17 protein-coding genes are annotated in these 13794 nt (G+C 68.4%); 10 read left to right on the top strand and 7 right to left on the bottom strand.

The window, feature by feature from the left end; translation table 11 throughout:
- The first annotated feature begins 77 nt into the window (after positions 1 to 77).
- The 6 genes from AFL01nite_RS00185 (at position 78) to AFL01nite_RS00165 (ending at position 2720) form a co-directional block, all read left to right on the top strand.
- Positions 78 to 809 (top strand): enoyl-CoA hydratase/isomerase family protein, encoded by a 732-nt coding sequence (locus tag AFL01nite_RS00185; protein ID WP_222593335.1) that lies wholly within the window; start codon positions 78 to 80, stop codon positions 807 to 809.
- Positions 806 to 1003, top strand: coding sequence for a hypothetical protein (locus AFL01nite_RS15410; RefSeq protein ID WP_222593334.1), 198 nt, complete (start codon positions 806 to 808; stop codon positions 1001 to 1003). Before AFL01nite_RS00185 ends, AFL01nite_RS15410 begins: the two co-directional genes overlap by 4 nt.
- Complete coding sequence (locus tag AFL01nite_RS00180) at positions 976 to 1629, top strand: amidohydrolase family protein (protein WP_222593333.1); 654 nt, start codon at positions 976 to 978, stop codon at positions 1627 to 1629. Before AFL01nite_RS15410 ends, AFL01nite_RS00180 begins: the two co-directional genes overlap by 28 nt.
- Before the next feature lie 98 nt (positions 1630 to 1727).
- Positions 1728 to 1937: a site-specific integrase gene (locus AFL01nite_RS00175; RefSeq protein ID WP_146825076.1), complete on the top strand. Its 210-nt coding sequence runs from the start codon at positions 1728 to 1730 to the stop codon at positions 1935 to 1937.
- Positions 1938 to 2107: 170 nt separating this feature from the next.
- A complete protein-coding gene (locus AFL01nite_RS00170) occupies positions 2108 to 2389 on the top strand; it encodes a type II toxin-antitoxin system RelE/ParE family toxin (RefSeq protein ID WP_146825075.1) in 282 nt (93 codons plus the stop codon).
- A gap of 25 nt (positions 2390 to 2414) precedes the next feature.
- Positions 2415 to 2720: a HigA family addiction module antitoxin gene (locus AFL01nite_RS00165; RefSeq protein ID WP_146825074.1), complete on the top strand. Its 306-nt coding sequence runs from the start codon at positions 2415 to 2417 to the stop codon at positions 2718 to 2720.
- 132 nt (positions 2721 to 2852) lie between these two features.
- On the opposite strand, the gene AFL01nite_RS00160 is transcribed toward AFL01nite_RS00165, so the two are convergent.
- The 5 genes from AFL01nite_RS00160 to AFL01nite_RS00140 form a co-directional block, all read right to left on the bottom strand.
- Positions 2853 to 3857 (bottom strand): zinc-binding dehydrogenase, encoded by a 1005-nt coding sequence (locus AFL01nite_RS00160; RefSeq protein ID WP_146825073.1) that lies wholly within the window; start codon positions 3855 to 3857, stop codon positions 2853 to 2855.
- 114 nt (positions 3858 to 3971) lie between these two features.
- On the bottom strand, positions 3972 to 5738 hold the full coding sequence (locus AFL01nite_RS00155) for an oleate hydratase (RefSeq protein ID WP_146825072.1): 1767 nt from the start codon (positions 5736 to 5738) through the stop codon (positions 3972 to 3974).
- Positions 5739 to 5743: 5 nt separating this feature from the next.
- On the bottom strand, positions 5744 to 6646 hold the full coding sequence (locus AFL01nite_RS00150; protein WP_146825071.1) for a 3-hydroxyacyl-CoA dehydrogenase: 903 nt from the start codon (positions 6644 to 6646) through the stop codon (positions 5744 to 5746).
- Entirely contained in the window at positions 6643 to 7647 is a 1005-nt protein-coding gene (locus tag AFL01nite_RS00145; RefSeq protein ID WP_186813757.1) for an alpha/beta fold hydrolase, read from the bottom strand. Before AFL01nite_RS00145 ends, AFL01nite_RS00150 begins: the two co-directional genes overlap by 4 nt.
- A 43-nt stretch (positions 7648 to 7690) precedes the next feature.
- Complete coding sequence (locus AFL01nite_RS00140) at positions 7691 to 8710, bottom strand: ABC-2 transporter permease (RefSeq protein WP_146825069.1); 1020 nt, start codon at positions 8708 to 8710, stop codon at positions 7691 to 7693.
- 192 nt (positions 8711 to 8902) lie between these two features.
- Between AFL01nite_RS00140 and AFL01nite_RS00135 the strand changes: the two genes are divergently transcribed.
- The 4 genes from AFL01nite_RS00135 to AFL01nite_RS00120 all read left to right on the top strand — a co-directional run bounded on the left by AFL01nite_RS00135 (position 8903) and on the right by AFL01nite_RS00120 (position 12716).
- Positions 8903 to 9535 carry a TetR/AcrR family transcriptional regulator gene (locus tag AFL01nite_RS00135; RefSeq protein ID WP_146825068.1) on the top strand — a complete coding sequence of 211 codons (633 nt, stop codon included), beginning with the start codon at positions 8903 to 8905 and terminating at the stop codon, positions 9533 to 9535.
- Between the two features lie 157 nt (positions 9536 to 9692).
- On the top strand, positions 9693 to 10559 hold the full coding sequence (locus tag AFL01nite_RS00130) for a PhzF family phenazine biosynthesis protein (RefSeq protein WP_146825067.1): 867 nt from the start codon (positions 9693 to 9695) through the stop codon (positions 10557 to 10559).
- 45 nt (positions 10560 to 10604) lie between these two features.
- Positions 10605 to 12170, top strand: a complete 1566-nt coding sequence (locus AFL01nite_RS00125) for a peptide chain release factor 3 (protein WP_146825066.1) — start codon at positions 10605 to 10607, stop codon at positions 12168 to 12170.
- A gap of 78 nt (positions 12171 to 12248) precedes the next feature.
- The gene (locus AFL01nite_RS00120; protein WP_146825065.1) at positions 12249 to 12716 is read left to right on the top strand and encodes a hypothetical protein; all 468 of its coding nucleotides are present in this window, start codon (positions 12249 to 12251) and stop codon (positions 12714 to 12716) included.
- A 72-nt stretch (positions 12717 to 12788) separates the two neighbouring features.
- Here the strand turns inward: AFL01nite_RS00120 and AFL01nite_RS00115 are convergent, their stop codons facing one another.
- Positions 12789 to 13424 carry an alpha/beta hydrolase family protein gene (locus AFL01nite_RS00115; RefSeq protein WP_146825064.1) on the bottom strand — a complete coding sequence of 212 codons (636 nt, stop codon included), beginning with the start codon at positions 13422 to 13424 and terminating at the stop codon, positions 12789 to 12791.
- Between the two features lie 98 nt (positions 13425 to 13522).
- Positions 13523 to 13786 carry a dihydrofolate reductase family protein gene (locus AFL01nite_RS15515; RefSeq protein WP_246119526.1) on the bottom strand — a complete coding sequence of 88 codons (264 nt, stop codon included), beginning with the start codon at positions 13784 to 13786 and terminating at the stop codon, positions 13523 to 13525.
- Between the last annotated feature and the right edge of the window lie 8 nt (positions 13787 to 13794).

Here is a 13794-nt window from a genome sequence, read left to right as displayed (position 1 = left end):
CAATAGAGACTACCCTCTAGTACTTTTGTAGAGACAACTCTCTATAACGAGCTGGAGGTGTCCTGATGAGTTGGGACATGACGACCGACGACGGCGTGGCCGTCGTCACGATGAGCACGAACAAGGTCAATGCGCAGACCGAGGAGATGCCGCCGTGCGCAGTCGTCCTGACGGGGACGGGGAGCATCTTCTCGGCCGGCCTGGATCTGAAGTACACGTTGCCGCTGTTCGCGACGTGTGACCGCGAAGCGATCGACGCTTGGTTCGAGCGCTACCGGGCCACCAACGTCCGACTGTTCAGCTTCGGTCGCCCCCTGGTCCCCGCGGTGGACGGCTACGCCTACGCCGGCGGACTGATCACTGCCTTGTGTTGCGACTATCGCATCGGCGTACACGGCGAGTCGAAGTTCGCTCTCAACGAGGTGCCGATCGGCATCTCGATGCCGGCGGTGCACTCGGAGATCATTCGCCACGCGATCGGGACGCCGAATGCCTCGCTGACGACGATATTCGGTGAGACCTTCGGCACCGAAGATGCGTTGCGGCTTGGCCTGGTTCATCAGCTCGTCGAGGCCGACGATCTGCTCGACGTCGCAATCGCTCGGGCCCGCGTAACGAACAGCGCCCTCAAGGCCTACGCCTTGGCCAAGCAGGGACTTCAGGCGCCGACGATGTGGATCATCGAGAATCTGGCCGACCCCTTCGACCGGTCCACCGGAGATGACTTCACCGACCCGGGCAGCCCGGAGGCCCAACGGGAGAAACTGGCCACGCTCACCGCGCCGAATGCGAAGGAGATCGATCGATGATCGTCGACGTGTGGATGCAACACCCCACCGAGCGGTTCAGTCAGCACGACATGTTTGCCTCACTTCGGCGGTGGACGAACGCAGATGAGTCAGCCGCAGTCCCCGGCATCGACATGACGATTGCCGCTATGGATGCCGGCGGCGTCGACTTCGGCTTGCTCTCGGCATGGTCCCGCCCAACAACGCTCCACTGATCAGCAATGACGAGGTCGGGGAATGGGTCACCGCCCACCCCGACCGGTTCGCTGGACTGGCTTGCGTCGACCTCGACAAACCCATGGAGGCTGTCCGCGAACTCCGCAGGACCGTTACCGAACTGGGGTTCAAGGGCCTGCGTGTCGTGCCATGGCTGTGGCAGGCACCGCCCACCGATCGGCGCTACTACCCGCTCTACGCGGCCTGCATCGACCTCGGGGTCCCGTTCTTCACCCAGGTCGGCCACACCGGACCGCTACGCCCCTCCGAGACCGGACGTCCCATCCCCTACATCGACAAGGTCGCGCTCGACTTCCCTGAACTGGTGATCGTCTGCGGACACATCGGCTACCCCTGGACCGAGGAGATGATTGCCGTGGCCCGAAAGCACGAGAACGTCTACATCGACACCTCGGCCTACACGACCCAGCGGCTACCTCGCGAACTGGTGGACTTCATGCGCACCGGGACCGGGAGCCGCAAAGTGCTGTTCGGCACGAACTATCCGATGATCCAACCCGCCCATGCCCTGGACGGCCTCGCCCAGCTCGACCTCAGCACCGAGCAGCGCGCCGCGTACCTCGGCGGCAACGCCAGCCACCTCCTGGGCCTACGAGCGAAATGACTGTTCCGCGGCACCCCAGCATGGGCTGCGGGTGCCGTGGACCGGCATGCGAATGCTCCTAGCGTTCAGCCAGGGCGAGGTAGCAAAGGGAGCGGTCTGTGCTGCTGACGTCGCGCAAGAAGAAGGCGTTGGGACGCAACTACTTCAACACCTTGCTCTGGCGTCCTGCTCTCAAGAGCGCTGGCGTGCCCGACCTCCGCGAGAACGGGCGCCACGCGCTGCGGCATTTCTTCGCCCATACCGCACTCCACGAGGGCGAGACCATCACGGCAGTCAGCGAGTACCTCGGCCATGCGGAATCGGCTTGACACTCCGGACCGACACCCACCCGATGGAAGGCAGCTCCGAGCGGCAACAAGCGGGCCATCGACGCCGCATCCTTGGCAAACACGAAAGCGACCCGCAAGCGGAGCCAATCTGCCGGACCACTCCGATACTTACGCTTGTCGTTAGTATCGTTTCACGTTAGGGTTGTGTCGTGATTCGGTCCTTCAAGAACACCGACACCGAGAAGGTCTGGAATCGCGAACACGTCCGAGCCTTCGGACCCGAACTACAACGGGCCGCACAGAAGAAGCTCCGCCTCCTCAGCGCAGCCTCCGAACTGAACAGCCTGCGAGTGCCGCCCGGCAACCGTCTGGAGAAACTGGTCGGGGACCGCGCCGGACAGCACTCCATCCGCATCAACGACCAGTACCGAATCTGCTTCAGCTGGACCGACACCGGTCCCACCGACGTCGAGATCACCGACTACCACTGACCGAGCGAGAGAGGAGAACCCGACCATGGCTGCAACATCGAAGGCACACGACCCGATCACGCCGGGCGAGATCCTGCTGACCGAGTTCCTGGAGCCACTGGGCATCACCCAGTACCGCCTCGCGCAGGCCACCGGGCTCCCCCAGACCCGGATCAGCGAGATCGTGCGCGGCAAGCGCTCCATCACCACCGACACCGCCCTGCGACTGTCCAAGGCGCTCGGCGTCGACGACCGGTTCTGGATCAACATCCAGACCGACTACGACCTCGAAGTCGAGCGCGACCTCCACGGCGCCGAACTGGCCAAGGTGACCAGACTGGTGGCGAGCTGAAAGTCGGTCGCCGGAGGCCCACCGCGGCCACAGCACCAGCCAGAAACCCGTTTGCGCAGGTCAGCCCGGGTGCACCCGTCACTACTACGACATCTGACCTGCTCGGAGCGACCAACGGTGACGACTGCGTGCTCAGGCGCCGTCGGGAAGCAGCACGAACCGAATGGGGTTGCCGTCCTTGCGCTCGAGTGCCTTGATGGCCTCGGGCGCCTGGGACAGCGGGAAGGTGCGAGTCACGCTGGAGCCGAAGTCGAGACGGCCGAGTTCCAGCAGACGTACCAGCTGCGGAACGAATTCTGGACCCGAGCCGTAGTGGCCGCGGATCTGGAGCTTGCGGAACGTGTACTCGAAGTCCGGTTGGGTCTCGATCGGCTTACCGCTGATCCCGGTGACGATGAGCCGACCTCCGCGGCGCAGGGAGGCGAGCGCCTGGGTGCGCACCGGGGCCACGCCGGCGAAGTCGAGGGCGACGTCGAGGCCGTCAGGCACCTGCTCGCTGAGCAGGCTCTCCAGGTCCTCGGGTGCCACGGCGAAGTCGGCGCCCAGCGCGAGGGCTCGTGTGCGAGCGGCCTCCAGTGGGTCGATGGCGATCACGGGGGCCGCGCCGGCGAAGCGGAGCAACTGCACCCCGTGGGCGCCGAGGCCGCCGAGGCCCCAGATGCCGACCGACTCGCCCGCGCGGATCTCGGCGGTGGCCGAGATCGCGGCCCAAGGCGTCGAGACCGCGTCCGGGATGATGCACGCCTGCTCGAAGCTGAGGCTGTCGGGGATCGCGATCACCGCACTTTCGACGCTGATCGCGTAGTCGGCGTACCCGCCGTCATAGTCGACGCCCCGCGTGAGCACCTGCCCCTCGGCGGTCTGGTGACCGGCTTGGAGAACGACTCGCTGACCCACGCTGAACCGGGTCACGCCTGGGCCGGTGGCATCGATGACGCCGGCCACTTCGTGACCGAGCGTGACGACGTCACCCTCGAGGAAGAGGGGGCTGATCGTGCCGTCGGCCAGGTGGACGTCGGAGAGGCAGACGCCGGCCGCCTTCACCGCGATCCGGACCTCCCCCGCCTTCGGCTCGGGAACAGGGACGTTCTCGACGGAGAGTTCATGCGTGGCGACGTTGAGTCGCACCGCAGTCATGGTGGTTGACACTTGCATTCCTTTCAATGTTTCTTTCTCGCCTAGCTCACGCTCAGGCGAAGGACATCCCCCGCGTTGGCGGTTCCCGAGGGGGAGCTGCCGGGACCCGGGCGCTCAGTCGGGAAGCAGTCCGGAGTCCGAGAGCAGTTGACCGACCTCGGTGTGGTCGAGCTTGTCGATGACTCGGCTGCGGAAGAAGTTCGGACCGGGCACGTGGATCTCCTCCCCGTCTCGAAGCCGACTCGTCGCGTTCAGCAGACTGCGGACGTCGTAGGTCGAGTTGAAGACCTCGGGAACGCCGCGCTCGATGTCGAGAAGCGTGTAGACGGCCTCCATCGGCGTACGCACGGAGTACTCGGTGGTGAAGATGCAGTCGCGCTGCGCGGACTCGGCGAACTGGCCGATGAACGCGAAGTTGACCGAGCCCTCGGGCACGACGTCGGGCCGATCGCCGGCCTGGCGCGGCATGAAGAACGAGGTCACGTAGGGCATCATCACGGGCACGGTCTTGGCGCCGCTGGCGGCGAGCTCGGGGATGTCCTCGACCGGGACGCCGAGGTGGTAGAGCCACTCGGCGGTGATCTCCTCCCCGGTGCACTCCTGCATCGGCTTCTTGACGTAGTCGCCGGGCACGTCCACGAACAGCGAGTAGACCCACACCACGATCTCCTCGGCCGACTGCTGCTTGAAATGCGGCTGCCGGTTGACGGTCCAGCTCAGCAGCCAGCTGGAGTCCCGGGCGGTGACGATGCCGCCGGTCACGACCTTGCCGCTGAAGGGGTCGCGCTTGCAGACACGTTGGATGTACTCGGGGATCCGGCGATCCAGGGTCGTGACGGTGGCGGACTCCCACTTGGTCTCGGGGATGTGGGCGCCGAAGACGTCGGGGCGTCCGAAGGCGGGGTCGTTGGCGGCGATGCGACGCCACAGGTCCCAGGCGGGCGCGGGGCCCTCGTCGAGCTCGGCAGGGGTGTGGTGGTCTCCGTTGACGGAGTTCTCGGTGAGCGACCCGATCGTCATGAACAGCAGGTCGTCGACTCCGAGGTCGACACCGCCGGGCTCACCGTCGCGCACCCAGTGCAGCCGGGTGGCCTGCTTGGCCTGCTTGGTGATGTCGAAGTCGACGTCGGTGACCTCGGTGCCGAAGTGGAAGGTGACGCCTTGGTCGAGCAGCCAGCGGTAGAGCGGCAGCACGAGAGACTCGTACTGGTTGTACTTGGTGAACTTCAGCGCCGAGAAGTCCGGGAGCCCCCCGATGTGGTGGATGAAGCGGTGCAGGTAGAGCTTCATCTCCAGCGCGGAGTGCCACTCCTCGAAGGCGAACATGGTGCGCCAGTACAGCCAGAAGTTGCTGGCCAGGAAGTCGGGACCGAACACCTCGTCGATTCGCTTGTTCTCCATCTCCTCCCGAGTGGCGAGGAAGACCTTCACGACGTCCTTCTGAGCCTTGTCGTTGAGGGTGAAGAGACCATCGGTGCGCGCGTCGAGGCCTTGCTTCTCGGTGACCCGCTGGAGGGAGTAGTTGGGGTCATCGCGGTTGAGCCAGTAGAACTCGTCCAGCACGCTGGCGCCCTCGATCTCGATCGAGGGGATGGACCGGAACAGGTCCCACAGGCATTCGAAGTGGTCCTCCATCTCCCGGCCCCCTCGGATCACGAAGCCCTTCTTGGGCTCCTTGATCCCGTCGAGTGCGCCGCCGGGAAGGTCGAGTCGCTCCAGGATCGTGATCTTGGAGCCGTCCATCTGACCGTCGCGGATCAAGAACGCCGCACCCGAGAGGGAGGCGAGACCCGCGCCGACGAACCAGGCCGTCTTGTCCTCCACTCCGACCGGCTTGCGGGGCCGGGCGAACGCCTCATAGTTGCCACTGGTGTATCGCATGTGCCTCATCCCTTCTTCTCGGTGGTCTGCTGGTCGGGGCTCGACTGGTCGGGGGACGGGTAGGCGTAGAAGCCCTCGCCGCTGGCGATTCCGAGCTTGCCCTGGTCGATGTAGCGCTCTTTGAGCCAGGCGGCGATCTGCTGGTCGGTCTCGTCGCCGTGGGAGAGGATGTTGTACGGCGTCATCAGTCCGATCACGTCGTAGATCTGGAACGGACCCAGCGGCGCGCCCGTCCCGATCCGCCAGACCTTGTCGACGTCCGCAGGCTCGGCGTACCCGAACGCGGCGAGTCCGGCGGCCGCATTGAGGAACGGCACCAGCAGGGAGTTGAGCACGTAGCCAGCCTTCTCCTTGTGGATCGGGATGGCCACCATGCCGATCTCGCCGGCGAACTCGACGACGCGATCGAAGACCGCGGGGTCGGTCTGTGCGGTGCCCATCACCTCGGCGGTGTTGTACTTCCACACCTGGTTGGCGAAGTGCAGGGCGAGGAACCGGTCCGGTCGTCCGGTGGCATCCGCAAGGTCGCTGGGCAGCAGCGTCGAGGAGTTGGTGGCCAGCACGGTCCGCTCCGGAAGGAGCTCGGAGAGCCTGCGATAGGTCTCCTGCTTGATCGAGAGGACCTCGGGGATCGCCTCGATCACCAGGTCCGCGTGCTCGGCCGCCTGCGCCAGGTCGGTGGTGAGCGTGATCGAGGCGCGCGCCGCCGCGGCGGCTCTGGTCACCCCGGGCGCTTCGGCCTCGTAGACCTCGACCAGGTCGTCGAGCCGTTCGGTGGCGGTCGCGAGAGCGCGGTCGTCGATGTCGTAGGCGGTCACCTCGAAGCCGTGGCTTGCGGCCTGGAAGGCGATCTGGGCGCCGAGAACCCCGGTGCCCAGGACTGTGACGTTGGTGAAGCTGCTGCTCATGATCGGGTCCTACTCCTGTGATTGCTGGTGCTGATCTGGTCTGGTCGCCGCGCTGCTGATGCTGACAGCGTCCGTGGTGCCTGGGGTGCCGGTGGTGCCGCGTCGGCTTCGCGCCGATCGCCGGTCAGGGCGGCCCGCCAGGTCGCGTCGTCGTGCCGATACGGCCTGGTCGTCCTGACCAGTCGGGTGACGAGTTCGGCGACCTCGGCGGGGTGGGTGCGGTGTGGATAGTGGCCGGCTGTGCGCAGCTCGACGGCGAGTGCGGAAGGCAGCTGCGCGGCGCGAGCGGCCGTTTGCTGCTGTGCTGGTGGGATCACGGGATCGCGTGCGCCCCACACCATCAGCATCGGGAGGTCGGCGAACGCCGGCAGCCGGGACACGGCGTCGACGCGTTGGCCGCGATGGTCGATGACGCTCCGCGCAGTCTGGAGGAACGTACGACGGTGTCCGGAGTCGCGAAGCCGGCGCAGGTCATCGGTGATCGCGGTGGTCTCCGCGCGGCTCGCCGCCCACCAGGTCGCGGGTCGCAGCAGGGTCTCCTGGACACGCCGGGGCGCCCTGCTCGCGCCCCACAGCGCCGCGGACGAGCCGGGAACCGTACTGACGATGCGGAGGCCCGCGGCCACCTCCGCGCCCAGGCCCGCGCTCCCGATCAGGCCCAGTCGCTCGGTCCGGTCCGGGAACTGGTAGGCGAACTGCATCACGACCCCGCCCCCCAGGCTGTGCCCGATCAACGTCGCGCTCCGCAGGCCAACGGCCACCATCAGATCGCGGATCGCGGAAGCGGCCGCGCCCACCGAGTGATCCCCGTGTCCGGCCTGTGAGGTGCCGTGCCCGGGTAGATCAGGTGCAAGGACGTGGAAGTCGGTGGGCAGATGGTCCACGAGACGCGTCCAGGCATCGTGGGTCCCGCCGAGCCCGTGCACGAGGACCACTGCTGGGCCGGATCCCGGGCGCTCGAGATAGCCGACCTCGTGGCCCCACAGCTCGATCCGCCTCATCTCGCAGTCCGACGCCGACGTCGATCCTCCCGGCCGCATGCGATCACACCCCCGCGCCGACCGGCTCGTCGGTGGACTCGTCGTCACCGGCACGGTCCGCAGCCGGCTCACCCAGGGTGTGGGTGATCGTGATCGCCAGAACCGAGCCGATCACCAGGTAGGCCACCAGGACCCACAGCTCCCACCCCACTCCCCCGGCACCGAAGTAGACGGTGTCGCGCACCAGCTCCGTGACGGCCCCGGTCGGGATGAAGGGGCCGATCGCGCTCCAGAATCCCGGGAGCAGACTCGACTGATACGGGCCGCCTGCGCTGGGATTGCCGAGCACCACGAACAGCAGCACCGCCGCACCGATGCCGAACGTGCCCAGCACGGCCTGCAGCCCCACCGTCGCGGCCGCGACAGCGAACACCGTCAGGGACCCGACCAGTCCAAGCGGCAGCACATGTCCGGTCCAGACGTCCAGGCCTGGTCCGACGATCGACGCACCTCCGAAGCCCAGGAGCAGGGCGTAGGGCACCAGGAACCCGAGACGCACCACCGCGTGGCGCCGCGTCGTCGCCCTCGCCCCCTCGGCGATCGCGAGAAGGCTGGCGACCAGGTAGCCGCCGACGACCCAGCCCACCGCCAGGTAGAACCCCGTCAGACCACGAGCATCACCCTCGGCCACCGGAACCAGATCGGTCACCGTGAAGGTACGGCCTTGCGCGTGGGCGACACCCTCGACAACCTGCTCGACGGCGGTGACGACGGATGCGCCGCCGCCCGAGGCGACATAGAGCACGTCGGAGTCACCCGCCGGATCGATCACGAGCCCGGCGCTCGCGCCGCCATCTCGAACCGCCTCTCGCACCGCATCGGCCGAGCCTGCGGCACTGGCTTCAAGCGGCGCGCCCTCGAGCCCGTTGAGCTGTGCCACCACGCGATCGACAGCCGCCTCACCGTTCGCGGACGTCGAGGAAACCTGGACGGGGACGCCGTGCGGCGTGGGGTCATGGAACGCGGCCGCGTAGCTGTAGATGAAGCCCAGGGAGAGCAGCAGCGTGCCGAAGAGCAGCGCCACCGTCCGGGGCGCGACCGACAGCCGCAGCTCACCGCGCCAGGAGTCAGGAAAACGAGGACTGCCCATACCACGGACGATACGATGCAAAACGTATTCAATGCAATACGTATTATTGTGGTCGTCGTCATAACGTTGAAGCGAGGCGGGACCGCCACATGACGGTTGACTCGCAGGGCGAAGGGAAGCATCGCGATGGCCGGGGCCGAGACACGTAGTCCACTGCGGACCAGGCGACGCGAAGAGACGCGCGCTCGCCTGGTCCGGGCCGCCGGTGAGCTCTTCGACGAGACCGGCACCACCGGCGCCGGCGTCAACGACGTCTGCTCCCGCGCCGGCTACACCCGTGGCGCGTTCTACTCGAACTTCGCCTCCATGGACGAGCTCTACCTCGCCGTCTGCGACGACCGGGCACGAGCCTTGCTGGACCGTCTCGAAGCAGCCATCGACGAGCGCATCACCGCGCGCCCGGGTCCGCTCGACCTCGACCACGCAGTCAGCGAGGTCGTGGAGGTCCTACCGCTCGACCCCTCCTGGGTCGCAGCACGCAGTGTGTTCATCGCCCAAGCCGCCGCCCGACCGATGGCCGCCGACCTCTTGCGCCGACACCACGAAGACCTCGTGGATCGCCTCGGCCCACTCGGCACCGCGAGCCTGCGCGCGGCCCGGCGAACGTCAACCGTGCCGGAGTCGGCACTGGCCGAGGCGATGCTCGCCGCCTACGACGGCGCCATGCTGCACGCTGTCCTCTACCCCGACCGTGCCCACGCCTTCCTCCAGAGCGCTGTCAGGGCCGTCCTCCTCGGCTCCTCGTCGGCCAGTCCCTGAGGCAAGGCGCACCGCCACCGGGCGGGTGGCACGGTGGGGCGCTGGCGCACTCGACCGTGCCGAACGCCACGGCCGTCCCGATCGCGTGATGCGGCCGGCTGCCCCGCAACGGCGAGATCATCGACGTGGAGCAGCCGCCCGACGAAGAGGAGCCACGATGACCGAGGTGCTGCGGTACGCCGCGTTCACGACCGACCAGGGCGGCGGCAACCCCGCCGGCGTGGTCCTGGACGCGCACGGCCTGTCCGACGCGGAGATGCTCGCGATCGCGCAGGACGTCGGCTACTCCGAGACGGCCTTCCTCGTGGCGGGCGGATCGAAGGACGGCGAGGTCGCGGCGGACGTGCGGTACTTCAGCCCTGTCGCCGAGGTCGCCTTCTGCGGGCACGCCACGGTGGCCACCGCGGTCGCCCGGGCCGAGCGCCACGGCCCCGGAGCCCTCCGGCTCAGCACCCCCGCGGGGCCGGTCAGCGTCGACACCCGGCTCGAGGACGGGCACCTCGTCGGCACCCTCACGTCTCCCCCGGCGCATACGCGCCCCGTGGACCCGGAAGTCCTGGACGAGGCGCTGAACGCCCTCCGATGGAGCCGCGACGACCTCGACCCCGCCTACCCCGCGCACGTTGGGTTCGCCGGCAACGACCACCTCCTCGTGGCCGTTCGCGACCGCGCGACGCTGGCTGCGCTCGACTACGACTACGCCGCCCTCCAGGCGCTCATGGCGCAGGAGCGGTGGACGACGGCCCACCTGTTCTGGGCCGAGGACGTCACCACCTTCCACGCCCGCGACCCGTTCCCGCCGGGCGGCGTGATCGAGGACCCTGCCACAGGCGCCGCCGCAGCGGCCTTCGGCGGGTACCTGCGCGACCTCGCGCTCGTCCCGCTCCCGTCACGCGTCACGATCCACCAGGGGCACGACATGGGACGGCCGAGCGAGCTGCTGGTCGACCTCGTCGAGGACGCGGAGACCGTCGCCGTCAGCGGCCGCGCCGCCCCGATCGAGCAGTCCGGCTCCGGCGCCTGACCCGTGCCGTCCCTGCCCCCCATGCCCGCCGAGTAGATTCGATGGGTGTCCGACAAGCGCCCCCGGCGTACCTTCGCCGTCATCAGCCACCCCGACGCGGGCAAGTCCACGCTCACCGAGGCACTCGCGCTGCACGCCCGCGTGATCAACCAGGCCGGCGCCGTCCACGGCAAGGACGACCGCAAGGCGACGGTCTCGGACTGGATGGACATGGAGAAGGCGCGCGGCATCTCCATCACGTCGGCGGCGCTGCAGTTCGTCTACCGCGACCACGTGGTCAACCTCGTCGACACCCCGGGCCACAGCGACTTCTCCGAGGACACCTACCGCGTGCTCTCGGCCGTGGACTCCGCCGTGATGCTGGTCGACGCCGGCAAGGGGCTCGAGCCGCAGACCCTCAAGCTCTTCCGCGTGTGCGCCCTGCGCGGCATCCCCGTCATCACCGTCATCAACAAGTGGGACAGGCCCGGCCTGTCGCCGCTGGCGCTGATGGACGAGATCGAGAAGCAGATCAAGCTGCGCCCCACTCCCCTGACCTGGCCGGTGGGCGAGGCGGGCGACTTCCGCGGTGTCCTTGACCGCCGCACGGGCGAATTCGTGAAGTACACGCGCACGGCCGGCGGCGCCGAGCGCGCGCCCGAGCGCCGGATGACGGCGTCCGAGGTCGAGGACGTCGACGCCGATGTCTGGGCCGCCGCGATGGACGAGAGCGAGCTGCTCTCGCTCGACGGCGCCGACCACGACCAGGAGCGCTTCCTCGGCGGCGAGACCACGCCGGTCATGTTCGCCTCGGCGCTGCAGAACTTCGGCGTGGCCCAGCTGCTGGAGCTGCTGCTCGAGCTGGCGCCCGGACCGGGCGCCACCGCCGGGGTCGACGGCACGGTCCGCGAGGTCGACGACGCCTTCAGCGCGTTTGTGTTCAAGGTGCAGTCCGGCATGAACAGCGCCCACCGCGACCGCCTGGCCTACGCACGGGTGGTGTCGGGGACCTTCGACCGCGGCATGATCGTCACCCACGCCTCGACCGGCCGGCCCTTCGCCACGAAGTACGCCCAGGCCGTCTTCGGCCGGACCACCTCCTCGGTCGAGCAGGCGTCGCCGGGCGACATCATCGGCTTCGTCAACGCCCAGGCGCTGCGTGTCGGCGACACGGTCTACGACGGCGACCCGATCGACTACCCGCCGGTGCCGAGCTTCGCGCCCGAGCACTTCATGACCGCGACCGCCGCCGACATCGGCCGGTACAAGCAGTTCCGCCGCGGCATCGAGCAGCTCGACCAGGAAGGCGTCGTCCAGGTCCTGCGATCGGACCTCCGCGGCGACCAGAGCCCGGTCCTCGCCGCCGTCGGCCCCCTGCAGTTCGAGGTCGTCGAGGAGCGGATGAAGAACGAGTTCAACTCGCCGATCCGGCTCTCGCGCCTGGACTACCAGGTGGCGCGGCGCACCGACGCCGACGGCGCGCGCGAGCTGGCCGGCACGCGCAGCATGGAGATCCTGCAGCGCACCGACGGCACCTACCTGGCGCTGTTCACCGACAAGTGGCGCGCGAACAAGGTCGCCCGCGACAACCCCGACGTCCTGCTCGAGGAGCTGCCCGCCGGCGGCAACTGACCTCGGTCCTGCCAGGACACGGGGTGGGAGTGAAGCAAACATCTGCGTGATCGCGCTTCTCGCTGCCAGCATGTCCACATGGGGCTGTCCACGTGGTTGAAGGATCTTCGCGAGTTGGCCGACGCCAAGGAAGCGGAGAAGCGAGTGAAGAAGTGGTCATCGTTCCGCGCCTCGTGCCAGTGGCTGGTTGACGTCGAGTCCAATCCGGACGTCGACATCACCGGATCTCCGAGCGCGATGATTCCCCGGGTCGACGGCTTCGCCAGCGAACTGCGCCCCGTGGTCATGACCGCTGAAGAGCTGGTCGTCCGACTCACTGGGACGGACCCCTCGGTCGTACCTGACGTTCTCCTCGGATTCGGTTTACCTCCGTCCACCGACTCGGCGTGGCTCATGCGAATTCGTGATGCTGCCGAGGTCCTGGTTCAGAGGTCGAACGCCTTGATGGTGGCGTGGCCGGTCTCCCCCGCGGAGGAACGTGAGGAACAAGCCGCCGATGTCGCGGCGGCCGCAAAGCGCCTCATCTCGACGCTCCGCGACGCGTAGAAGACGTTCGCTTCGCTCGAAGAGGTGAGGCATTCGGGTACCCGAACGGCGCCGGCGGCATCATCGTTCGTCTCACCCCAGCGCGGCGACGAAGTGCTGGGTGAAGCGCTCGTAGAAGGCGTCGTGGTCGTCGACGACGGGCACCTTGTTCGGGGGCAGCGGCGCCATGAAGTCGAAGTGGCCGACGCCCTCGTAGCGGCGCAGGTCGAGACCCGCGAGAGCCGCGCTCAGGACCTCGGCCGACTCCGGCGGCGTCACGTCGTCCTCGGAGCCGACGAAGGCGGTGACCGACACGGTCACGTCGGTCAGCGCGTCGGGGCCGCGGAACCAGCCGGCCGCCGGGGCCAGCACGACCACCTTGGCGATGCGGGGCACGCTGGGGACCTCGATCAGGCGTCCGTCGAGATCACGAGGCCGCCCGCCCGCCAGGCTCACGGCCGCGAAGCCGCCCAGCGAATGGCCGGCCGCCACCACGGGCAGTTCGTCGCGCGCGATCTCGGACAGGAGCGCCTGGAGCGCCGCGACCCTCCCGCGCAGCACGTCGTCCGGGTAGGACTCGGCCAGGTCGTGCGCCGGCGCGGCGACGATGAACCCGGCCTCGTTCGCCGCGGTGAGCAGGCGTTCGTACCGGGTCGGATCGCCGCCGGCTCCGGGGGCGAAGAGCAGGATGCCGCGGGCTGCGTCGTGCGTCAGCAGGAACGGGATCATGCTCGCACCCTACGGAGCGTCGAGCACGGGCGCTCGTGGAAGCGATGGGTCCGCGCGACCTGAACCCGCCGCGTCCGAGTTGCTCCGTCGGTCGACGCTCAGGCGGGTGTGACGAGCCGGTAGCGCACGTGCGCGACGCCGTCGCCCTCGATGACGCGCACCTGCTCGAGGGTCACCGGACCGATCTCGTCGAGCAGCCGGACGCCGCCGCCCAGCAGGACCGGCGCGAGGCTGAGCTGGATCTCGTCGACGGCCCCGGCCTCGAGGCCCTGGCGCGCCACGTCGGCGCCCGCCAGCGAGATCACACCGTCGCCGGCCGCCTCGCGCGCCAGCGCGAGGGCACGCTCGAACCCTTCCGTCACGAAGGTGA

This window comes from Aeromicrobium flavum (genome assembly GCF_007992115.1).
In the GTDB taxonomy this organism is placed as follows: domain Bacteria; phylum Actinomycetota; class Actinomycetes; order Propionibacteriales; family Nocardioidaceae; genus Aeromicrobium; species Aeromicrobium flavum.
The sequence above is the reverse complement of the archived record's forward strand: the minus strand, read 5'-3'. Positions and strand labels throughout refer to the sequence as shown.

Bases quoted from the DNA above. Each gene is read 5' to 3' on its own strand.
- AFL01nite_RS00155 (WP_146825072.1), bottom strand. From the start codon at position 5,738: ATGCGATACACCAGTGGCAACTATGAGGCGTTCGCCCGGCCCCGCAAG.
- AFL01nite_RS00165 (WP_146825074.1), top strand. From the start codon at position 2,415: ATGGCTGCAACATCGAAGGCACACGACCCGATCACGCCGGGCGAGATC.
- AFL01nite_RS15410 (WP_222593334.1), top strand. From the start codon at position 806: ATGATCGTCGACGTGTGGATGCAACACCCCACCGAGCGGTTCAGTCAG.
- AFL01nite_RS00115 (WP_146825064.1), bottom strand. From the start codon at position 13,424: ATGATCCCGTTCCTGCTGACGCACGACGCAGCCCGCGGCATCCTGCTC.
- AFL01nite_RS00135 (WP_146825068.1), top strand. From the start codon at position 8,903: ATGGCCGGGGCCGAGACACGTAGTCCACTGCGGACCAGGCGACGCGAA.
- AFL01nite_RS00130 (WP_146825067.1), top strand. From the start codon at position 9,693: ATGACCGAGGTGCTGCGGTACGCCGCGTTCACGACCGACCAGGGCGGC.
- AFL01nite_RS00150 (WP_146825071.1), bottom strand. From the start codon at position 6,646: ATGAGCAGCAGCTTCACCAACGTCACAGTCCTGGGCACCGGGGTTCTC.
- AFL01nite_RS00120 (WP_146825065.1), top strand. From the start codon at position 12,249: ATGGGGCTGTCCACGTGGTTGAAGGATCTTCGCGAGTTGGCCGACGCC.
- AFL01nite_RS00180 (WP_222593333.1), top strand. From the start codon at position 976: ATGGTCCCGCCCAACAACGCTCCACTGATCAGCAATGACGAGGTCGGG.
- AFL01nite_RS00185 (WP_222593335.1), top strand. From the start codon at position 78: ATGACGACCGACGACGGCGTGGCCGTCGTCACGATGAGCACGAACAAG.
- AFL01nite_RS00145 (WP_186813757.1), bottom strand. From the start codon at position 7,647: ATGAGGCGGATCGAGCTGTGGGGCCACGAGGTCGGCTATCTCGAGCGC.
- AFL01nite_RS00160 (WP_146825073.1), bottom strand. From the start codon at position 3,857: ATGACTGCGGTGCGACTCAACGTCGCCACGCATGAACTCTCCGTCGAG.